Annotated in this window: 21 protein-coding genes; 6 read left to right on the top strand and 15 right to left on the bottom strand. The window is 44.2% G+C overall.

Features of this window, described 5'->3' with window-relative positions; translation table 11 throughout:
• On the bottom strand, window positions 1-1,758 hold the full coding sequence (locus PATL_RS05950; RefSeq protein ID WP_011574026.1) for a monovalent cation:proton antiporter-2 (CPA2) family protein: 1,758 nt from the start codon (window positions 1,756-1,758) through the stop codon (window positions 1-3).
• Window positions 1,759-1,930: 172 nt separating this feature from the next.
• On the opposite strand from PATL_RS05950, the gene PATL_RS05945 reads away from it, so the two are divergent.
• The 3 genes from PATL_RS05945 to PATL_RS22640 all read left to right on the top strand — a co-directional run bounded on the left by PATL_RS05945 (window position 1,931) and on the right by PATL_RS22640 (window position 3,727).
• Window positions 1,931-2,488: a hypothetical protein gene (locus PATL_RS05945; protein WP_011574025.1), complete on the top strand. Its 558-nt coding sequence runs from the start codon at window positions 1,931-1,933 to the stop codon at window positions 2,486-2,488.
• 227 nt (window positions 2,489-2,715) lie between these two features.
• Complete coding sequence (locus PATL_RS05940; RefSeq protein ID WP_011574024.1) at window positions 2,716-3,351, top strand: peptidylprolyl isomerase; 636 nt, start codon at window positions 2,716-2,718, stop codon at window positions 3,349-3,351.
• 205 nt (window positions 3,352-3,556) lie between these two features.
• Window positions 3,557-3,727, top strand: coding sequence for a DUF6435 family protein (locus PATL_RS22640; RefSeq protein ID WP_011574023.1), 171 nt, complete (start codon window positions 3,557-3,559; stop codon window positions 3,725-3,727).
• A 13-nt stretch (window positions 3,728-3,740) separates the two neighbouring features.
• On the opposite strand, the gene PATL_RS05935 is transcribed toward PATL_RS22640, so the two are convergent.
• Complete coding sequence (locus tag PATL_RS05935; RefSeq protein WP_011574022.1) at window positions 3,741-4,661, bottom strand: histone deacetylase family protein; 921 nt, start codon at window positions 4,659-4,661, stop codon at window positions 3,741-3,743.
• 102 nt (window positions 4,662-4,763) lie between these two features.
• On the opposite strand from PATL_RS05935, the gene PATL_RS05930 reads away from it, so the two are divergent.
• On the top strand, window positions 4,764-5,456 hold the full coding sequence (locus PATL_RS05930) for a YceH family protein (protein WP_011574021.1): 693 nt from the start codon (window positions 4,764-4,766) through the stop codon (window positions 5,454-5,456).
• 121 nt (window positions 5,457-5,577) lie between these two features.
• Here PATL_RS05930 and PATL_RS05925 read toward each other — a convergent pair whose 3' ends face one another.
• On the bottom strand, window positions 5,578-6,144 hold the full coding sequence (locus PATL_RS05925) for a phosphoribosyltransferase (protein WP_011574020.1): 567 nt from the start codon (window positions 6,142-6,144) through the stop codon (window positions 5,578-5,580).
• Window positions 6,145-6,291: 147 nt separating this feature from the next.
• On the opposite strand from PATL_RS05925, the gene PATL_RS05920 reads away from it, so the two are divergent.
• Entirely contained in the window at window positions 6,292-6,873 is a 582-nt protein-coding gene (locus PATL_RS05920) for a phosphoribosyltransferase (RefSeq protein WP_041714273.1), read from the top strand.
• A 68-nt stretch (window positions 6,874-6,941) separates the two neighbouring features.
• On the opposite strand, the gene PATL_RS05915 is transcribed toward PATL_RS05920, so the two are convergent.
• Window positions 6,942-7,835, bottom strand: coding sequence for a sugar phosphate isomerase/epimerase family protein (locus PATL_RS05915; protein ID WP_041713432.1), 894 nt, complete (start codon window positions 7,833-7,835; stop codon window positions 6,942-6,944).
• A 53-nt stretch (window positions 7,836-7,888) separates the two neighbouring features.
• On the bottom strand, window positions 7,889-8,029 hold the full coding sequence (locus PATL_RS22635; protein ID WP_157043397.1) for a hypothetical protein: 141 nt from the start codon (window positions 8,027-8,029) through the stop codon (window positions 7,889-7,891).
• Between the two features lie 412 nt (window positions 8,030-8,441).
• Between PATL_RS22635 and PATL_RS05910 the strand changes: the two genes are divergently transcribed.
• Entirely contained in the window at window positions 8,442-9,188 is a 747-nt protein-coding gene (locus tag PATL_RS05910; protein ID WP_011574017.1) for an AraC family transcriptional regulator, read from the top strand.
• A gap of 124 nt (window positions 9,189-9,312) precedes the next feature.
• Here the strand turns inward: PATL_RS05910 and serA are convergent, their stop codons facing one another.
• The 10 genes from serA to PATL_RS05860 all read right to left on the bottom strand — a co-directional run bounded on the left by serA (window position 9,313) and on the right by PATL_RS05860 (window position 20,534).
• Window positions 9,313-10,542, bottom strand: a complete 1,230-nt coding sequence (gene serA / locus PATL_RS05905) for a phosphoglycerate dehydrogenase (protein WP_011574016.1) — start codon at window positions 10,540-10,542, stop codon at window positions 9,313-9,315.
• 133 nt (window positions 10,543-10,675) lie between these two features.
• Window positions 10,676-11,341, bottom strand: coding sequence for a TlpA family protein disulfide reductase (locus tag PATL_RS05900; RefSeq protein ID WP_232283292.1), 666 nt, complete (start codon window positions 11,339-11,341; stop codon window positions 10,676-10,678).
• A gap of 138 nt (window positions 11,342-11,479) precedes the next feature.
• Window positions 11,480-11,911, bottom strand: a complete 432-nt coding sequence (gene ruvX, locus PATL_RS05895; protein ID WP_011574014.1) for a Holliday junction resolvase RuvX — start codon at window positions 11,909-11,911, stop codon at window positions 11,480-11,482.
• 82 nt (window positions 11,912-11,993) lie between these two features.
• Window positions 11,994-12,551: a YqgE/AlgH family protein gene (locus PATL_RS05890; protein ID WP_033186426.1), complete on the bottom strand. Its 558-nt coding sequence runs from the start codon at window positions 12,549-12,551 to the stop codon at window positions 11,994-11,996.
• Window positions 12,552-12,579: 28 nt separating this feature from the next.
• Entirely contained in the window at window positions 12,580-13,542 is a 963-nt protein-coding gene (gene gshB / locus PATL_RS05885; RefSeq protein WP_011574012.1) for a glutathione synthase, read from the bottom strand.
• 232 nt (window positions 13,543-13,774) lie between these two features.
• Complete coding sequence (locus tag PATL_RS05880; protein WP_011574011.1) at window positions 13,775-14,605, bottom strand: LytR/AlgR family response regulator transcription factor; 831 nt, start codon at window positions 14,603-14,605, stop codon at window positions 13,775-13,777.
• Window positions 14,602-15,741, bottom strand: a complete 1,140-nt coding sequence (locus PATL_RS05875) for a sensor histidine kinase (protein WP_011574010.1) — start codon at window positions 15,739-15,741, stop codon at window positions 14,602-14,604. The genes PATL_RS05880 and PATL_RS05875 overlap by 4 nt, the downstream gene beginning before the upstream one ends.
• Before the next feature lie 27 nt (window positions 15,742-15,768).
• On the bottom strand, window positions 15,769-16,488 hold the full coding sequence (locus tag PATL_RS05870; RefSeq protein WP_011574009.1) for a LytR/AlgR family response regulator transcription factor: 720 nt from the start codon (window positions 16,486-16,488) through the stop codon (window positions 15,769-15,771).
• 438 nt (window positions 16,489-16,926) lie between these two features.
• Complete coding sequence (locus PATL_RS05865) at window positions 16,927-19,950, bottom strand: TonB-dependent receptor (protein ID WP_011574008.1); 3,024 nt, start codon at window positions 19,948-19,950, stop codon at window positions 16,927-16,929.
• 269 nt (window positions 19,951-20,219) lie between these two features.
• A complete protein-coding gene (locus tag PATL_RS05860) occupies window positions 20,220-20,534 on the bottom strand; it encodes a DUF3718 domain-containing protein (RefSeq protein WP_011574007.1) in 315 nt (104 codons plus the stop codon).
• Between the last annotated feature and the right edge of the window lie 105 nt (window positions 20,535-20,639).

Here is a 20,639-nt window from a genome sequence, read left to right as displayed (position 1 = left end):
TCATTTAATCCCTTTTTCGTCTCGCTCGAATAGGGATTGCAGCTCTGTCTTACCTTGCTCATTAATATCAATCATTTGCTGGAGGTTTAGGTTTTTAGTGGCGCTAATGTGCACTAATTTATCATCATGTTTCGCAAAAACTTCCACGGTACGAAGTGCTTTCTCCTCATCGAACCCATAAGCTTGTAACAGTTTTTCTGCAGCCTTTAAACCCGCAGGAAAGGCTTCCCGCACATAAGTATTCACACCTGCTCTTGCATAATTAATCACACTCATACGATTGCGTGCACGGGCGATAATTTTAATATCAGGGAAGTGATCACGCACCAAGTAGGCGATCTTAAGTGCCTCTTGCTCGTTATCTATTGCTATGAGTATAACCTTAACCTTGCTTATACCAGCCGTACGTAATAGATCCAGCCGACTAGCGTCTCCATAAAACACCTTACTGCCGAACTTTTTCAGAAACTCAATCTGCTCAGGATCTTTATCAAGCGCGATAAAAGGAATTTTGTTTGCCGTTAAGATACGTGCAGATACCTGACCGAAACGCCCGAGGCCCGCGATCAGAACTTTAGGCTCTTTCTCATCTGGCTCTGCATCATAAACCGCTGGGCAATTTTTACTGTTGAACCACACGCTATGCATTATGACCAGCGGAGATGTCAATGCCATTGAAATCCCTACAATTAGAGTTACTTGCTGAGAAATGAGTGTTTCAACAACACCCGTTACTTCCGCTTGTGACATCACTACAAAGGCAAATTCGCCACCTTGTGAGAGCATTAAACTTATTCTTACTGCATCAGTCGTGTTTTGCTTTGCCATTTTTAAAATGGTAAATATAACGCCGCCCTTGACCAATACAAGCACTGCACTCGCCCCCAGAATAAACAAAGGTTCTGAGACCAAAAGCGCTAGATTTAAGTTCATCCCAATCGCGATGAAAAACAACCCTAGAAATAGCCCTTTAAACGGTGCTATTTCCGTCTCAAGTTGATGTTTAAAGCTTGAGTTCGCCAGTAAAATACCCGCGACGAAGGCCCCCATCCCCATTGAAAGTCCAGCCTCCTGCATCCCCAGCGCAGTGGCGATAACAATTAATAAAGCCGATGCCGTCATCACCTCAGAATTGCCATACAATGAAATCAAGCTCAAGAAGGGGTTTATTAAGAAGCGCCCAACCACCAGCACCGCACACAAAGCCAATACACTTACCCACCAAGCTGGCCCAGTCGCTACATCACCTGAGGAAAGACTAGCAACAAGCAATAGTATCGGAATAACTGCCACATCTTGCATAAGCAGGATTGAAAAGCCCTGTTGACCAGGCGGCGTCTTTAATACTCCGTGCTCTTCCATTAGCTGTACAGCGAACGCAGTAGAAGAGAGTGCTACAGATAAACCAACCACCAATGAAGTGACGATTGATAAAGAAAGGATTGAAGAACACATTAGGGCGATAAAGGTTGCACTGAAAATAAGCTGTGAGCCGCCAGTTAGCATTATTTTTTTACGCATTTCCCAGAGCTGCTTGGGGTCGAGCTCTAAACCAATAATGAAAAGTAGGAAGACCACACCTAACTCAGCGACGTGCAAAATAGTCTGCGGATCGTTGACCCAATCCATGACAGATGGCCCGATTACAACGCCTGCAACAAGATACCCTAAAATAGCGCCTAATTTTAACTTTCTAAAAATAGGAACGGCCACCACTGCTGCCACCAAAAATACTACTGCCGAACCCATTAAACTCATCAATTTGCCCAGAAAATGTTATGCAGCCATGATCATATCAGAGCCTAAGCATTTAACACATCAGTTCAGCCGCGCCGGTAGTGTCCCCCCCAATACGTTTCTGCATGCTTTCTACCGGCACTGCTATACTTCACAGGTTAACAAGCGGTCAATAAACACTCTGGAGAAACCTATGTTTAGACATTACTACATAACTGATGATTTAGGAGATTTAGAACAAGTTGAAAGGGAACTAGTAGACAACGGCTTGACGGTACCTCAATTTCACGTACTCAGTGAAAATGACGCCGAGTTAGAAAAACACCATTTACATGCAATAGAATCCGTCTTAAAAAAAGACGTCGTTCACTCCACTCAGTTAGGCGCCGTTATTGGCATTATCGGCGCATTCCTCATTTTATTAGTGGCGTATTTATTTAATTGGCATATGACGGCTGTAGGCTGGATCCCGTTTGGTTTTTGTGCGGTGGTCGTTTTAGGGTTTTGTACATGGGAAGGTGGCTTGATAGGCATTCAAACACCTAATTACCAATTTAAGCGTTTCCAGCAACTCCTTGGGCAAGGCATGCATGTCTTTTTCGTTGATATCACCGCTGAGCAAGAATCCGTGTTACAACAGGTAACGAGTCAGCACCCCAGCTTGCGATACGCTGGTGCTGGCGAAGCCACACCAAGTTGGGTTGTTAACGGGCAACACAAGTTTAACCAAGCGATGAAAGCTATGCCGTAACAACACAAGTTGATTTTCGCTACTTCACAGTACTCTAATGCCACAGCATGCCTTATCGCTGCGGCATTGTTACCGACAAGCCTTAAGCGACAGCGATACTAATCGTACAGTTAGCAAACGGCCCCTAAAGTCATACCATTGAACAATACTCGAATTCGACTCTTCATTGAAAAATGCTTACTGATGCCTTCTAATGACATACCCCCATTTAAAAAGGAATTTACAATATGTCTCCCTACCCTCGCTCTATACTTCTTTCGTTAGTGTTGCTTAGTTTAACAAATTCACTTTTTGCATCTGCGCAAACCCCACTGACGTCACAAAAAGCAACTCAACAAGCTGTCATTCAAACCGCTTTAGGGAATATTGAAATAGCACTATTTGCACAAAAAGCACCTGTTACTGTGGCTAATTTCATTGCATATATTCAACAATCAGCGTTCACGGGAGGCGAATTTTACCGCGTAGTGGGCCCTGATAACGACCAAGGCACACCACCAATATCGGTTATTCAAGGGCGCACTAACCCTCAGTTCGAGGACTTCCCGCCTATCGTGCTTGAAACCACTAAACTCAGCGGAATAAAACACAAAGACGGAACCTTATCGATGGCCAGAGGTGGGCCCAACACTGCTACTCAACAGTTTTTCATTTGTGTTGGGGAGCAGTCTTCTCTCGATTATGGCGGCGCTAGGAATCCTGATGGTCAAGGTTTTGCTGCATTTGGGAGAGTGACTGCAGGAATGGATATCGTCAAAAAAATTCAACGTAATCGACAGGCAAAAGTCGTTGAAGATCCCTACATTAAAAATCAGATCTTAGCCCAATCTATCAAAATAATAGCCATAACATTGGCTGAGTAACATCGCGAACGTGACGACTAAGTTGACGATCAGCCCTTCTGTCACGTTCAGTTGGTGCGACCAAAAATTAAAAGAGTTGAGATAGGTGCCACATTCTAACTAGAGGCAGGTAATTGATCCCAAACACAATAACAACAGTAAGACTTTGACTCACTGATTAATGGCGTGTTGAATAACGTCTTCGTCACAACCAATAGGAAAATGTATGTTTGGCTTCTTAAAATCGTCTCCGTTAAATAAAATGAAAAAACAATACGACCAGAAACTTGAACAAGCCATGTTAGCCCAGCGCAAAGGTGATATACGTAGCTATGCAATGTTGACCGCAGAAGCTGAGGCCCTGTGGAGCGAAATAGAGACGCTTGAAAAAAAATAACAAGTAATTCGGGTCAAGCTACAACACCCGCAGCTCTATATAACTGCAAATGCACATCCACCAAAGCATCTATATCTCGTTGATATCCGCCTCCTATTACCGCGGCTACAGGGACACCGTATTTCTCACACGCTTCAAACACCATGCAATCGCGGGCGTACACACCGGGAGTCGAAATATGTAAATGTCCCAAATCATCGTTAATATGAATATCCACACCGGCATCATATATCACAGCATCGGGTTGAAACTCCGTAAACGCTTGGCTCAACGCGCGTTTCACTATCGCTAAATACTCGTCATCTGTCGTTCCCTTCGCCAAAGGAAAGTCTAAGTCAGAAACCTGCTTACGATGGGGAAAGTTCTTTTCTGAGTGAATGGATACCGTGAAAACACGCTTATTATTGGAAGCGAGCTTGGCCGTACCATCCCCTTGATGCACATCACAGTCGAAGATCAGTACTTTTCTTATGGTGGGCGTTTGCAACACATTCAGCGCCGCTAAATACAAATCATTGAACAAGCAAAAGCCTGAACCAAAATTTGCGAACGCATGATGATACCCACCAGTTAAATTCAGGGCTTTACCGTGCTCAAGGGCAAGTGAGGAGGTTAAAACCGTCCCCCCTACCGCTGTAAGCGAACGTGCAATCAGCTGCTCAGACCAAGGGAAACCAATCCTACGCATCGCTTTAGGATCCAGCATTCCTCGGGTAAGGTCATTCACATAGTCAGGACTGTAAACACGGTTTAACTGGCTAGGCGTGAGCGCGTGCGGCTGGTGAAATTGGCCTTGGGGGACACCTAAGCCGATAAGCTTATCGTAAATTGCTTGATACTTTTCAATGGGAAAGCGATGTTTGAACGGTAAATCTAGCTGACTGTAAATGGGGTGAAAAACTAAAGGTGTCGACAAAAGATGGCTCTCATTCATATACTTAACTTCAGCCACTCGTATAGGCCAAAGCGTTATTTACCTTATTGTCTCGCCGGCTTTCCTTCGCTGCAAGGCATAATTATTTTCTAAGGAGTTATCTTGTTAGTTACCTTAACCCAGTCCCAAGCGCGCGTTATCGGGGTGCTACTTGAAAAAGAAGTCACCACACCTGAACAATATCCCCTTTCATTGAACAGCGTGACCACAGCCTGTAACCAGAAAAGTAACCGTGAACCAGTGATGGAGCTCACTGAGCTTGAAGTACAAAATACCCTGGATGAATTACATGCCAAGAACTTGATATTTGAGCAAAGCGGCAGTCGTGCCACACGCTACAAACATCGTTTTTGTAATACAGAATTCAGCGATTTACAGCTCACGCCTCAACAGTTAGCCATCATTTGCGTGATGTTATTACGCGGTCCGCAAACACCCGGAGAGCTTCGCACCCGTGCCCAGCGTATGGCTGGTTTTACCCATGTGGATGAAGTCGAAAAAGCCCTAAATGAATTGATGGATGTAAACGGCGAGCAGCTGGTGGTGCGCCTTGAACGAGAGCCAGGTAAACGGGAATCACGCTACGCTCAGCAATTTTACAAAGACACTAATGAAGTCATTAGCCACGAACCTGCAATAGCGAGTAAAAGCAGTCAACCTAACGCCTCGAACACCACGGTCGCGACCAACGATACCGCTCAAGAAGCACGCATCTGCGCCCTTGAAGATACCGTGACTCAGTTACGCTGTGAACTAGAACAACTGAAACAAACCCTTGATGAATTAACCCGATAAGAAGCTCGTTGATATTCAGCATTAGATGCACGTTTTATTGTATCTATGACAACCAACGAGCTTTCGTTGATGGAGCCCATAGGTAATAGCCGTGATATAGACCATCGCCGATAACTTTGATTTACGGCTTTTTGGCACCTTTTATAATGTCGTAAAGTTCAGGTCGGTGTTTGGCAATTTCTTCTTCTGTCAGGCCTTCTAACGAATGGGGGTATTTTAACCAGCTCTCAGTGGCGTGCAGATAGTAGTCGGGAACCATATCGGTTTTGTTACGCGTAGGTTTAAAGTAAGGCACAGCGACGCGAATATCACTAGGGGCGTTAAGACGTGTTTTTTCTTTGAGGTGATTGATAACCGCTTGAATCGTCAACCCCGTATCGAAAACGTCATCAACAATAAGCAATCGATCTTCTGCTCTAATATTTTTGATGAGATAGTTCATTCCATGAACGCGTACCTCTTTAGCCCTACCATCGATACCGCTATAGGACGATGTACGTATCGCAATGTGGTCGCTCTCAATACCGTAGTATTGCAGAATCTCTTGCACCGCTACGCCAATGGGCGTTCCACCGCGCCAGATAGCGATGATATAATTGGGTTTGAAACCATCGTTAAATACTTTGGCTCCGAGGCTAAAGGAGTCTATTAGCAGATCTTGCGCGCTGAGGTAGATTTTTTCAGACATAATAGGCTTAACACAAACTTGATAAATAAGTGATTGAACGCGTATTGTACGCGATCTTCATAGAGAGATGAGTAGTTTATTGACTTTTGGCAGTCGGTGACACCGATGAACTGGCGTGGTAATAGCCGCGATGTTAAGGACAAAGGTATGGAAAAAACATTTATTAGCGAAGATGCCCTGATCCAAGACGCATTTAGACTAGGGGTAGAAATATTCAATAGCAACTACCGCCCCGACTTTGTGGTGGGTATTTGGCGTGGCGGCAGCACTGTCGGCATTTATGTGCAGGAATGCCTGCAGTATTTGGGCGTTGAGACTGACCATATTTCAATTCGTACCTCCTATCAGGGGCAACCTGGTTATCAACAGATGATTGATAGTGAACAAGGCATTAAAGTGCATGGTTTGCAGTACCTATTAGAGAACCTCAATCAAGATGATAAGTTGCTGATTGTTGATGACGTATACAGCTCAGGCTTGAGTATTAAGGCGGTTCTTGACCAATTATCATCGCGCGCTAAGCGCAATATGCCCAAAGATTTCAAAGTCGCGGTGCCTTGGTTCAAACCCGCCAACAACCGTACTGACAGGGTGCCTGACTATTTTATTAATACCTCAGATAAGTGGTTGATATTACCCTATGAAATGGTGGGGTTAACCCATCAAGAAATCATCGACAACAAGCCAGGTTTGAAAGCCGTTATGGATTCCATTGTCCCTACCCCATAGCGGACATAAATGGAGCCCAGCATGCATTTCACACGCGGGGCTACTGGAGATGCGTCGCCCATTCAACGCTAGCGCGCGTCAAGAAACTCCGCTAAGCCCTGCTTCGATATTTTAACCGCTTCTAGCGGTCTTAAATCGTTAGGATATTCTTCTTGCTCAACCACAAGCCAGTGTGTTCCGCCAACGGTCATATTGGCGTCAATCAGATTCGGCCAGTTTATGGTGTCTTGACCAATTAACGGCAGCTTCCCCTTTGCATCATCCGGTAGTTTGACCTTGTAATGAGTGGTAAAAGTGCGGCCAGGGTAGCGCTTAACATATTCAACGGGATCTTTACCAGCATAGGTCGTCCAGCCCACATCTTGCTGCAAAATGACGTTTTTATGGGTGTTTTGCGCAATGTAATCCCAATAGGTACTTTGCTGGTAGTCATCAAACTCTTTTTCGTGATTGTGATAACCAATCTTTATGCCCTCTGGCGCTAGCTTATCAGACAACCGATTCAAATCTGCTACGACAGCGTTAACCTGCTGAGCGTCAAACGCTCGAGCGTCGTAAGGTACTATCAAGCTATCGCAGCCAATAGCTTTATAAAACGCCACTGTGTCAGCAAATTGCTGTTCGTCTAGTTTTTCAAACGGAATATGCGCGCCGCTGACTTTTAAACCCAGTCCATCAAGAAATGCTTTCAGTGCTTTCGGGTTTTGCTCATATTTACCAAAGTCGCCTGCGAACTCAACACCATCAAAGCCCATGTCAGCCAATATAGTGAGGGTTCCTTCGAAATCACGCTTCACTTCATCTTTTACCGACCATAACTGCACACTCACTTGAGGTTCGATGGCTGAAGCTTTCTTTGCGCTTTTCTGTTTTTCAACTTGATCACAACCACTTAGCGTTATGGTGATAACGATGGCACTCATTATCAGAGCGACTCGTGATGTAAAATTTGCTAATTTCATTTCTATTCCTTTCTATATTTTACATTTTGCGTAATTTCTTACGTTGCGAAAAACTAAATGCGCCCTTGCCGCATTTCAGCGCCAGCAGCCCCGACTAATGCACCTAACCCCAGAAGGAACGAGCGCTTCTTTGGGCTCTTAATGGGCGTGCCTTTATCGCCTGATTGATTGGCGTCTTGTGACACCTCACCCATAATGCGTGTTGATCATTTATCCATAGAAAACGCTTTTACCTTCAAAATTGTGTTCAGTCGCTGTGAACTAATTTAACACCAAAATTTGTTAATCAAAGCGACTATTGCCCGGTTAGTCCGAGTCTTTCTCTTAGCTAAGTGGTTAATCTTGTGCATGAGTTCAAACCAATATTAGATAAGCTCAGTAAAAGGGAAATAAAGTTAACTAAGTGTTAATTATTGTAAGACCATAAGTTAAGTTCAGATAACGTAAAATCGGATTAAACTAGGATTAAATCAGCGTTTGAAAAGAGACGTTGTTAATGTAAATCGCTATAACGCTAATAGTGAGTAGACTTTATGACTATACAGTGTGCGCTTATCTACCTATATTAAGCCTTCGGAAATATTTGACACGAGCAAGCCATTCACCATGACGACACACCACATAAGCAGTGAACAAAGCGCGCAATTTATTCAGCGCTGCAATATCAGTCAGCTGTTATCTATGTTTGATCTGCTACCGGACATTCTGTTTTGGATAAAGGACACCCATAGTCGATTAATACACGCCAACCAATGCTTTTTGGAGCACGTGGGTATTCACACACTTGAACAAGCGCTTGGTCAGACCGATGCCGATTTTGCCCCAAGGCATATTGCCAAACAGTTTTTAAATGATGACCAGCGGGTGGTAAAAGGAGAAACGGTAACAGAACGTCTTGAAATGAATGTGCTTGAATCCGGTGAAGTGTGCTGGTTCACCACATCAAAACGCCCACTTTATGACGCTGACGGCACCATTATCGGCTCGTATGGGACGTCGCGCCATTTGGAGAAAACCTCAGTGGCGCTAAACAGCATGGACGCTCTCAAAACCCCTATGAGCCATATTCGCCAGCACTATATGCAGAACTTGTCTATGCAAGAGCTAGCATCTTTATCGCATCTGTCGATAAGCGCCCTTGAGAGACGGTTTAAAAAGTACTTGGGGCTCACCCCAAGGCACTACATTATTCAAGTCAGATTAGAAAATGCGAGGCGCTTATTAGTGGAAACCACCCTACCCATAAACGTGATTGCCGCAGAAGTAGGCTTTCAAGATGCCAGTTATTTCAGCCGTAAGTTTTACCAGCTATTTGAAACAAAACCGTCTGAATTTAGGCAAAGCTATCAGTAGTTTTTGTGTACGAAACTGCGCAAAGAGCGCGTAACAAGTATAAAAAAGCGCTACAGGTTGCCCTGTAGCGCTTGTTCTTTGTTTAAGTTTGACCCGCTATTCTGCATAACTAGCCTTTTAAGCACTACAACAAAATACGTGACTTAATGGTGCCATCAATCAAGTTTAGCTGTTCTAACGCTTCATCTGCATCGTCAGTTTCAACATCAATCACCACATAACCAATGATGTCGTCGGTCTGCAGATACTGAGCTGCGATGTTGATATTCTTTTCTGCGAACGCTTGGTTAATCTGGGTTAATACACCCGGCGCATTCTTATGGATATGTAACAAACGTGAGCGGTCAGCATGAGAAGGCAGGGATACTTCAGGGAAGTTAACCGCTGACAAGGTCGAACCATTGTCGCTGTATTTCGCAAGCTTACCTGCCACTTCGATACCAATATTCTGCTGCGCTTCTTGCGTGCTACCCCCCACATGAGGGGTCAAAATCACATTGTCGAATTTACGCAAGGGTGACTCGAATTCTTCTTTGTTTGACTTAGGCTCAACAGGGAAAACATCAATGGCCGCGCCACTTAGCTTACCCGCTTCAAGTACATCCACCAACGCAGCGATATCAATCACAGTACCACGTGCCGCGTTGATAAGAATAGCGCCTTGCTTCATCCACGATAACTCGGTCGCGCCAATCATGTTTTGAGTCTGTGCGGTTTCAGGTACATGCAAGCTCACGACATCAGAGGTACTCATCAATTCTTTCATCGATTTGACTTGCGTCGAGTTACCCAACACCAATTTATCTTCGATATCAAAAAATTGCACGCGCATGCCCAAATGCTCAGCCAAAATACTCAGCTGAGTACCAATATGACCGTAGCCAATAATGCCTAACGTTTTGCCACGGGCTTCAAACGAGCCATTTGCGCTCTTGTCCCACTCACCGCGATGGGCTTTAGCGTTGCGCTGAGGCACACCGCGTAATAATAAAATCAGTTGACCTAGTACCAACTCAGCCACAGAACGCGTATTAGAGAATGGCGCGTTAAAAACAGGAATACCGCGCTTCTGGGTAGCTTTAAGATCGACTTGATTAGTACCAATACAGAAACACCCGACCGCAACTAATTTGTTCGCCGCTGCGATAACCGCCTCGGTTAGCTGAGTACGTGAGCGAATACCGATGAAATGCACATCTTTAATTTTTTCAATTAATTCGTCTTCAGGTAACGACGTTTTCAAGTACTCAATATTCTCATAACCATTTGCTTTCAGTGTATCCAAGCTGCTCTGGTGTAAACCTTCGAGAAGTAAAATTTTAATCTTGTCTTTTTGAAGCGAAACTTTGCTCATTGCGGTATCCAAGTTGATGAAGAATAAGAAGACATCTGGACGTCTATTTGCCAACGCAAAAGTAGCAGAAATCCGCCTTATAAGAAAGCAGATCTCTTAAAAACAACGATAAATAATGAACATAAGCCAGACGTTATTTAACCAAGATAGATTTCACTACTTGCTCCAAGCGCGGATCATGAGGATCAGACAATTGAGTCGCCACCACCACTTGCCCTTTTGCATTAATAAAAAAGGTAGTTGGCGTACCTCGCACATAGAATTTATCCATGGCAACTTGGTCGCCATTGACTAACGTTTTAAACGTCATACCTCGTGCATTCAGCGCTTCTTGTGGCTTGGCGTCTTCATCTTCTCGCAAGCTAATAGCGATCATCTGTAGGCCCTGTTGTTGGTATTTCACATAGAGGCGCTCTAGCCCAGGCTGCAACTTTTTGCAGTACGGGCACCACGTCGCCCAGAAGTGAATAATCAGTGGTTTACCTGCAAAATCTGTTGAAGACACTTGATTACCGTCGGCATCTTGTAGGCTCCAGTTAGGTGCCATTTTGAGCGGCGCTGCTGACGCTGCACTTTTCTGCTCTGGCTTTGACTCTGGCTTTGGCTCAGTTGCATAGGTCAGTGGCGAGATAAACATCATGAGCAGTAAAACGCACAACACCGCGCTCACCCTTATAGTGCATGCGCTGTTGGTTTGTTTTAAGTCTTTTTGTAGGATCTGTTGTTGCTGGATATTCTTGAGTGGGGTACTCGTTTGCTGAGTGTTATTTGAGGTCAGAGATATAAGAGCGTGTTGCATTGGGCTTTCTCATTAACGTTGATGTAAACAAGAAAGCCAATCGGCCTTTAAACTTTCGTCACGCGATGATGTTTTATGCGTTTTCTTAACGCCGCGCACTTTCTCTACGCCTAGGTGCTCGGTACACACTAATAGAACTTAGGAGTAGGATTGCTCCACCCAACTCTCAAAGATTAGACAGGCAGATGCACTATCAATCTTCTGCTTATCGAGCTTTTTGAAACCGCCCATTTCAAACAAACGAGCTTTAGCATCGACGGTTGTCAGACGCTCGTCTACTGTTTCAACTGGGACTCTGTACTTCGCGCTTAATCGATTGCCAAACTTTTTCGCTGCAAACGTTACCTGTTGAAAGGTACCATCCATATTCAAGGGTAAGCCCACAAGCGCTAGGTCAGGTTGCCACTGCTCAAACACCTTAGCGACAACGTCCCAATTTGGTATCCCATCTACGGCTTTGATCGCATCTAGTGGCGAAGCCGTACCCGTCACCTCTTGGCCTACAGCAACGCCAATACTCTTTGTGCCAAAATCAAATGCGAGAACAGTACGCTGTCCAGTTTTTGCCATAGTTACACTCTAATGGGTTAATAAAGCGGCACACTCACACCGCTCTATGTTTGAAGGGGTTGTCATTTTGGCCAGTACTGACCTAAGCATTACCTGCGGTGGGGGCGATCTGCCAAGTATCAATACCAAGCTTATGCACGGCCGCTTCCCATTTTTTATGGATAGGCGTGTCGAATAATAATTCAGTATCCGCTTCTACCATCAACCACGAGTTGGCACGAATTTCCTCTTCCAGTTGCCCAGCTGACCAACCTGCATAGCCCAAGGTGACAATAGACTTCTCAGGTGCTTCGCTGTTACCCAGTGACGACAAAATATCTTTTGAAGTGGTAACCATGATCTCTGACGTCAACGCTAAACTGGCACTCCAACCTGGTTGGGTGGTATGCAAAATAAAACCACGATCCTGACTCACTGGCCCGCCTGCTAAAACAATATTTTCGGCCTTTTCATCATCCACTATCGCTTCTTTATCAGTCTGGTTAATAAGCTCTTTCAAACTCATGCCTGCCGGCTGATTAATCACTAGGCCCATTGCGCCCTGCTCGTTGTGCTCACAGATGTAAGTCACCGAGCGGGAAAAATACGGATCTTCCATGCTAGGCATCGCAATCAGCAGATAGTTTTGAAAGCTATTCATTTTGTTATCACTCGTAGTGGGTAACATATTAGTGGCCATCTCGGGCACTGAGACGCTTCTCTACGGCGTCAAACAACATGCCAATAATATCAACTGGGAAGGCCGCTTCAATTTCACGCACGCACGTTGGGCTGGTGACATTAATTTCCGTAATGCGGTCACCAATAACGTCTAAACCAACAAAAATTAGCCCTTTCTCTACCAACAAAGGTGCGATGGTATTAGCCAGCTTCAAATCACTTTCAGACAGAGGCTGCGCACGCCCCGTGCCGCCAGCCGCCAAGTTACCGCGGGTTTCGCCTTTCTGCGGCAAACGCGCTAAGGCATATGGCACAACTTGTCCGTCCACGATCAAAATGCGCTTGTCGCCATCTTTTATCTCAGGCAAATAACGTTGGAACATGGCGTACTGTGTACCCAAATGCGTCAACGTCTCAATAATAACGCCCAAGTTATTACCGTCAGGCTTAACACGAAAAATCGACGTACCACCCATGCCATCAAGTGGCTTACAAATCATGTCTTGATGCTGTGCATGAAATTCGCGAATAAGCTTTGAACTGCGCGTTACCAAGGTATCGGGGATCAGTTCTGGGAACCAAGAGGTAAATAGCTTCTCATTAAAGTCGCGTAAACTTTGCGCTTTGTTCACCACCAACGTACCGGTTTGTTCCGCCAATTCGAACATCTGCGTGGCGTACAAGAACTCACCATCGAAGGGCGGATCTTTGCGCATTAAAATAACGTCAAGCTCGCCTAAGCCGCGATTTTCTTCGTCTTGCAACTCAAACCAATTACTTGCATCTTCCTGCACCGTTAACCTGCGCATCTGCGCCATTGGTTTGCCGTTATTAAGGTACAAGTCGCCCATTTCCATATAAAAAATTTCATAGCCACGGGCTTGTGCACCCAACAGCATCGCAAAGCTAGTGTCTTTCTTAATGTTGATCGATCCAATCGGATCCATCACTACGCCAAGTTTAATGGTCAAGGTCAGTCCTTAAAACGTTAGAAGGCAATCGAGAATAGGAGTTGCCATAGATTAAGCTAATTTTGAGGTAATTATCGTAATTTCAAGTACAAGATAAATAAACAGACAGGATTTTTAGATTTTAGCTTACACCGAATCAGCAATAAATTATCAGGACGTCAGAACATATAACTCGACACTCCCTAAGTCCCAATTGACTATGCCTGAAAAGGAAAGGAATTTATGCCGTTAATCATTGCGGTCTTAGTTCGTCGATACTGAACTTGTACTTACGGCCAACTTTCACCTGAATATCATTACCCAATTGTGCCACGTACTCTCCGTTTGAATTCGGAGTTAACGTCGTTAATTTTGCAATATTGATGATGGCTGAGCGGCTAACGCGAGGAAAATGTACGCTATCAAGCTCTTGTTCAAATTGCTTTAGGGTCTTGCGAATAATGTGGGTGTCACCGGTGGTATGTACACACATATAATCCCCCGCCGCTTCTATCCATACAATATCGTCTAACTTCACCCTGATCCAAACAGAACCACTTTTAAGGGATATAACTTGCTGTAATTCGTTTAACTCGTGCGTGCTAGATAACTCGTTACTTACCTCTAAACTATGAATAAAACTGTCTATGGAATTACCGGTTTTACGACTCAGTAACCTTCCTAGTTTTTCATGCTGGCGCACGACTCGGGTAACATCACCAGCACAGGATAACTTTTCGATACACTCTTTCAATCGTTCGTCGGAAAATGGCTTAAGCAAGTAATCAGAAGCTTTAAAGTCGAAGGCGTTTACGGCAAATTCGCGAAAGGCAGTGACGAAAACAATCGTCGCGGGGTTTCCTTCTAAACGAAGTTGTTCCGCTAGTTCCAAACCTGTTTTACCGGGCATTTCGATATCTAGGAATATAACGTCAGGTTGCTTAACGCTAAGGACATCGTATGCTTGGCTTGCATTGTTACAACACCCCAACACTGTGATGTTTTCATACTCAGCTAAACGCAGCGCTAGCCCTTCTCTTGCAAGAGGCTCATCGTCCACAACTAGGGCTGAAAAAACGCTCAAGCGCGCAGTTCCACAGGCAACACAATATTTACAGCGCAACCTGAATGCGGGCTTTTTTGAATAGAAAATTGATGATTCTCGGCATAAAGTACCTGCAAACGTTCCATTACGTTTTTCAAACCGACTCCGCCTCGTTGGCCTTCTTCGCGCAATTGCGCCGTTGATGAGGGGATACTATGTGAATTAGGACCGTTAACTGCAACCGTAAGATGTAACAAGTTGTTGTGGATTCTAGCATTGATTTCAATAATCCCTCCGGTTTCCATCTGCGCAATAGCATACTTAATCGCGTTCTCTACTAATGGCTGTAATAACAAGCCGGGTACCAGTAGATTATTAGTGGCCGCTTCAATATCAAAATGAACATTGAGTCTCTCAGCAAAGCGCTTTTTCTCAATATCCAAATAAAGCATCAAAGCTTTTATCTCGTCACGCAAACGGATTTTCTGCTCAGGGTCGTTATCCAGTGAAAAGCGTAAAAAGGTCGCTAAGCCGACTAGCATTTTATTCGCAGTACTTTTATCACCGCGCAAAACCAACGTCGAAATAGCATTCAATGTATTAAATAGAAAATGCGGATTAATTTGATAGCGCAACATTTTAATTTGGGCCACATGAGACAAGCGGATAGCTTCTAAATGCAGCTGTTTTTCATGTAATAACTTGAAATGATAATTAATCCCAAAGTACAAACAACTCCATACCATAATCATAAAAAACGAATAGGTAACGGTTAAAAACAACTCCCCTACATGAAAACCTTCGGGCTGATTGCCTAAATACAAGTCGTACAAGGTTACGTGATCGAAAAAGTACATCAGCAGTAAGTTTTTGATGGGCGTCCAAATTACGGCAATCAGCATGCAAACAGTAATAATCACTAACAATACTTGCAGTGGTGCACCCTTTGATAAATGCCCATAAATATAACGCAGCGGCCATGTCAGGAGCCCACCAACTAATCCTGAAAACAACAGAGGCATTACGATTAAGTAGTTAGCATTCGCCGCATAAGGATTGAATGCTGCATACTCAATGGTAAAAATCAGCACATAAAACGACCAGCCAAATAAGTGCAATGTCCAGAAACTAGGTTTTGCTTCCCCTATTTCGCCAAGGGATTTGCGAAAACTCAAGATTCTTCTGCTGTATTAAACGATTGGCTATTCGGCATCGACGCCCAACGCAGAAAGTAATTGCGCCTTATATGATTGGCCGATTTTGACCTCATCGCCATTATCTAATTGAAGTAAAGAGAAACGACCTAATTCACTGTTCAGAGAATGGACATAATCTATATTAACGATAGCACTACGATGAACTCGGATAAACTGGGTAGGATCGAGTGTCTGCGCAAGTGCTGATAGGGTTTCCCGGTGCAAATGCATTTTCCCTTCGCAATATAATTCAACATAATTTGCCGAGCCCTTCACCCAAATAATATCTTGGGTATTAATGAATTTGACGCTGCCTACGGATCTAATAGGCAGTTGACGCCGAGTTTCGTATTTCGGTGTAATCGACTGGTGTTTTCTATGAATTTTCGCAATCACTTGCGCCAGGCGGCTATCTTGAAAGGGCTTCAATAAATAGTCGGTTGCCTCTAACTCAAATGCGGCTATAGCATATTCGCTATGGGCCGTGGTAAACACCCAATGACACGAAACACTATTGTGCAGCTCTTTTGCTAGTTCAACTCCGCTGCCACCGATGATCTGAATACCCAAAAAACAAATATCAGGTTGCTGTTCCAGTATCAGCTGTTTGGCATTTTCAAAGCTACTTGCTTCTGCTACGACCTCACAAAGCGGAGAACGGGAAATATATTGAGCAATTCGCTCACGGGCTAATGCTTCGTCATCTATTACCACACATCGATACATCAGAGTCGCTCCATGCACTCAACTAAAATGGAATCGGAATATACTAGGTAAAAAAAAGATACAAAACTGCGGTGAGACAAACAACGGAAAAACAAGACGAAGTGTAAAGAAAGAGTAAAGATTAGTAAGTAAATGCAAGCAAGCATCATAGATACTGTTACATCAATACTAAGAATAAAAGGACGATGCCAGAGGCAAAGTCCCCCATCCAGGATGCGATACATGTTTACTGAATGTATCGATCGGGTCACTACTCCGATGTACAAAGTATAGAGCAACAGATTGCACATTTAATAAGCTTTGTGACCAATCTCGCATTTTTTGGGATGAACGCACTCAGTTACCCCCGGACACACTTAGAAACATTTATTTGTTCAGACAAAAGATAAAAACGGCAACCGAAGTTGCCGTTTTATTAATTTCGAATAATCAGCTTAACTAAAAGCGAGCTTCGAATCCTAGTTCAACATAACGAGGCGATTGCCATGTATATGCAGCACCATAGTATTGATTAAATGAACCTTCAGAACGTCTATTCTCATAATGCTCATTTTGCGATGTCACGGCTTGACCATTTAACACATTGTAAACGTTCAATGTGGCGCGCATATCTACATCACTAAAGGTAAAGTTGTAGTTTGCTGACAAATCAAGGTTGAATGTCCAAGGGGTACGCCCTTTTGAACCACGGGGGCTGTACTGATAAATTTTCTCACTTTGTTCACACGTACCATTGCCATTGGCGTCTGGGCACTCATTGGTGTATAGGTAGAATGTATCACCGTAGCTTCCATAGATAGCCGGATCATCAGATGGATACCCTTGACCGAATGCACTTAGAGGACGACCACTAGAAAGGGTTGAGTTAAAGCCCACGGTTAAATCTTCAGTCACGTCATATGAGCCAAAGAATTTAAATACGTGACGTCGGTCATTGGCTTGATACCCATCAGAACCGTCTTGCAAAGCAGGAAAATCGAAGTCTTGAGTAATACCCGCATCAGCTTGGCCAATATCGGATTTAACCGCACCTTCAAAATTCCCTACACTACGACTCCAAGTATATATTAGTGACATACGCATGCTATCACCGCGATAATTAATCTGAGGTTGTAAAGCGGTATATTCGTTGACGGCTTCAGGCAATCCGATTTCTTCAGCTGTGTAAGTTCTGCGACTTCCGGTGTCAACGATACTGTCAAAGTCATTATCCAGCTGCCACGTTGAATCATTACCTGGGTTGAGCAAAGTACACGTAGCTTGCGACGCGAATGGACCACAATAATCATCTAATGCAGTGGCAACTTCACGATAGATAGCGCGAACTGAGAATGAAAACTCATCGTTAATGGCTGTTTCATATCCCACGATATACTCATCTTTACTAAAGGGTTCCGCTTCTTCCGCTTGGAACGTCTCTTTCGTTGCAGGGTTAGGAACAGAATTAACAATTTGCGAATCAGCAACTGTTCCAGAAACGGGCGAAGTACCTGTAGGTGCCCCCGTTGCATCTGAACCAGTGAAGGTATAATAAGTGGTTGTGTCACTTACACCTGAGGCTGCTCGGTAGTTCGTGTTATTAGGCACTGGTAGGTAGTATGTACCATAGGTACCGTATACTTTAGAGTCGCCCTCTCCAGTAGGATCCCAACTGAAACCTAAGCGCGGAGCAACATCGGTTTTAAATGAAGAGAAAACTTTGCCAGTAACACCAGAGTTTTCAAATTCATCGCGACGAAGGCCCAGTGACAGCATCAAATCTTCTGTTACTTGCCATTCATCTTCGATGTACCAAGCGTTCAAATCTGTGCTGAAGCCGCCACCACCCGCGAATATGCGATCCGCGACGACATCAATTGCAGCGCCCGTCGTGTTAGTAAATAAGGGGCCATCATTACCAGTAATAACACCGTTTGGATTAACTGACGAGTATGTCCAACTATGACCTGTAATGGGGGCAGAAGTGTGGAAGGTTTCACGTTCTTGCTTATCGTAGCCCACTCGTACTAGGTGATCTTCAAATGCATATTCAATATCAATACGCGTTTGCTTATTCTTATCTTGATTCACCCCCGTCGAACCACCTGAACCACAACTTGTGATCTTTTGGCTATCAGACACGTTTCTTGTGTCTAGTACTGTTGGGCAGTCCAAGTTACTAGGCGTATTAGTGTAATCAGTTTCAATTTCACCGTACATGGCAGATACGGTTAACTCATCGGTGAAATTACCTGTGTAGCTAATACTTTTAAGATCACCGCCTCGTTCACGAATCGTTGTTTGCAAAGCATCCCCGATTTCCCCAGTACTGCGATCGAACTCATAAGCCGTAGACTCTGTGTCGCTTTTATTTGAGTAACCAAATAGGCTGATCTTGTGATCATCGTTGATAAACCAATCAACTTTTGCTCCCCAGAACAAATTGTCTGAGCCGCTTGAGTCACGTTTTATGTAGTTGTCGTCCACTGCGTATTGCTGTGTTCCACTTGACTGGGATGCAAAGTTATTTTCAACATCACGTGGGTTAACGAGTGCGTAGAAAAACAAGGTGTCTTCGATTAAAGCACCTGATGCTGACAAGGCGAATTCGGTTTTACTGTACTCGTCTTGGGTCTGATTACGGAATACGACAGGACCACCCGCGCCACCTGCTGAGTATGAAATTTGACCATCTTCGCGAAGCGATTTAGGGGTAAACAAAGCAGTGGCAGCAAATTCCCATTCGTTTGAACCACTTTTAGTCACCGCATTTAATACGCCGCCCGTTGTTCTGCCGAATTGAGCAGAATATCCACCGGTTTTAACTTGAAACTCTTTATAAAACTCAAAGGGAACTGTACCGCAGCCCAAGCCTTGGCTGGTGTTTGTAACTTCCATGCCATTAATATAACAAGAGTTTTCAGCTACTGAAGCGCCACCGAAAGACGCAGTGCCGCCTGAGTTAGGTGAGCTGAAGCTTGAATCGCCCATGACTGTTCCAGGGGCAAGTAAAGCGACTGCCGTAATATTACGAGAAACAGGCATTCTGTCCAACTCGACTTCATCAATGACTAATCCAGAGTCAGTGGAGCTTAAATCGATTGCTGAAATTCTTGCCCCGGTCACTTCAATGCGCTCGGTACCATCGTTATCGATAAAATCAAATGCTAAAGAGGTGTTTGAGCCCAAGCTAATACGCGTTTTTTGCTCCGCAACAACAGCGTCACCTTTCTTAACGGTGATGTCGTATACGCCAGTAGGTAATTTAGCGAAGCGGAAACTTCCTTCGTCGCTCACCGAGATAACGCGCTCTAATCCAGTGGCCGGGTCTTTCGCGATAACGGTGTATGCTGAATAATCGTTTGCGTTAATTGAACCCGAGATATTTGCTGTTGTGTTATCCGCTAATGCAGGTAATGCAAAACCAAGTGACGCCGCTACCGCAAGAGCAGTAATACTTCGTCTAAATGATACTTGTTTCATGTGTGACTCCCTGAATTGAATTTTAATTGTTATTAATCGGTAAATTGCATACGCAATAACCCGATATTTCGAAATTAACAAAAAGTTCAACTAGGAAACTAAATGAGGGATGAAACTGACACTTGATGGTGTGAAAGCAACGTAACACAGCGGTATGATTAGAGCGTAGACACCAGCTACTTGTAGAATTTATCGTTCGCGGATGGGAAATTAACGTTACTGGCTGCGCTAACGTATCGTTAACACATCCAGTAAACAGGCTTCAATACTCATAATTTTGCCAACAACTCCTGGTAATCCACATTTAATCTGCTCGCCATTAAGGCGCCGGTTTTATTCGCGTTATTCAGTGCTGCAAACGTCACTGGATCGTGCCCATTGCAAACTAGCCCTTTGGCCAAGTGACGTGCGTTAACGCCCGTGCGCTTCATCGCAACATGCAACCTAATGCGACTATCACTTTTAATGGCTTCACACACCCTCACTAGCTTCTTTTCCATAACCGGATCCATATACTCTGCGCTAACTGAAGTCGCACACAAAGCACTTAGTCCAACAACACCCGCAATCATTACATTTTTCATGACATTCCTCTTTATATTAGTTTTTATCGACAACCGAAATATTAAAAAGCCACACAATTGGCTGGTTCAGCTAATAAGTAGATGATGAATGTGACATGGTTGTTT

This window comes from Paraglaciecola sp. T6c, from assembly GCF_000014225.1.
Lineage (GTDB): Bacteria > Pseudomonadota > Gammaproteobacteria > Enterobacterales > Alteromonadaceae > Paraglaciecola > Paraglaciecola atlantica_A.
Note: the sequence above shows the minus strand (reverse complement) of the source record. Positions and strands in the feature narration are given on the sequence as shown.

What these genes read in the sequence shown, in the direction of transcription:
- PATL_RS05865 (WP_011574008.1), bottom strand. Translation starts at nt 19,950, where the DNA reads ATGAAACAAGTATCATTTAGACGAAGTATTACTGCTCTTGCGGTAGCG.
- ruvX (WP_011574014.1), bottom strand. Translation starts at nt 11,911, where the DNA reads ATGGCAAAAACTGGACAGCGTACTGTTCTCGCATTTGATTTTGGCACA.
- PATL_RS05900 (WP_232283292.1), bottom strand. Translation starts at nt 11,341, where the DNA reads ATGCAACACGCTCTTATATCTCTGACCTCAAATAACACTCAGCAAACG.
- PATL_RS05890 (WP_033186426.1), bottom strand. Translation starts at nt 12,551, where the DNA reads ATGAATAGCTTTCAAAACTATCTGCTGATTGCGATGCCTAGCATGGAA.
- PATL_RS05860 (WP_011574007.1), bottom strand. Translation starts at nt 20,534, where the DNA reads ATGAAAAATGTAATGATTGCGGGTGTTGTTGGACTAAGTGCTTTGTGT.
- PATL_RS05870 (WP_011574009.1), bottom strand. Translation starts at nt 16,488, where the DNA reads ATGTATCGATGTGTGGTAATAGATGACGAAGCATTAGCCCGTGAGCGA.
- PATL_RS05910 (WP_011574017.1), top strand. Translation starts at nt 8,442, where the DNA reads ATGACGACACACCACATAAGCAGTGAACAAAGCGCGCAATTTATTCAG.
- PATL_RS05945 (WP_011574025.1), top strand. Translation starts at nt 1,931, where the DNA reads ATGTTTAGACATTACTACATAACTGATGATTTAGGAGATTTAGAACAA.
- PATL_RS22635 (WP_157043397.1), bottom strand. Translation starts at nt 8,029, where the DNA reads ATGGGTGAGGTGTCACAAGACGCCAATCAATCAGGCGATAAAGGCACG.
- PATL_RS05935 (WP_011574022.1), bottom strand. Translation starts at nt 4,661, where the DNA reads ATGAATGAGAGCCATCTTTTGTCGACACCTTTAGTTTTTCACCCCATT.
- PATL_RS05920 (WP_041714273.1), top strand. Translation starts at nt 6,292, where the DNA reads ATGGAAAAAACATTTATTAGCGAAGATGCCCTGATCCAAGACGCATTT.
- PATL_RS05950 (WP_011574026.1), bottom strand. Translation starts at nt 1,758, where the DNA reads ATGAGTTTAATGGGTTCGGCAGTAGTATTTTTGGTGGCAGCAGTGGTG.
- PATL_RS05915 (WP_041713432.1), bottom strand. Translation starts at nt 7,835, where the DNA reads ATGAAATTAGCAAATTTTACATCACGAGTCGCTCTGATAATGAGTGCC.
- PATL_RS22640 (WP_011574023.1), top strand. Translation starts at nt 3,557, where the DNA reads ATGTTTGGCTTCTTAAAATCGTCTCCGTTAAATAAAATGAAAAAACAA.
- serA (WP_011574016.1), bottom strand. Translation starts at nt 10,542, where the DNA reads ATGAGCAAAGTTTCGCTTCAAAAAGACAAGATTAAAATTTTACTTCTC.
- PATL_RS05940 (WP_011574024.1), top strand. Translation starts at nt 2,716, where the DNA reads ATGTCTCCCTACCCTCGCTCTATACTTCTTTCGTTAGTGTTGCTTAGT.
- PATL_RS05925 (WP_011574020.1), bottom strand. Translation starts at nt 6,144, where the DNA reads ATGTCTGAAAAAATCTACCTCAGCGCGCAAGATCTGCTAATAGACTCC.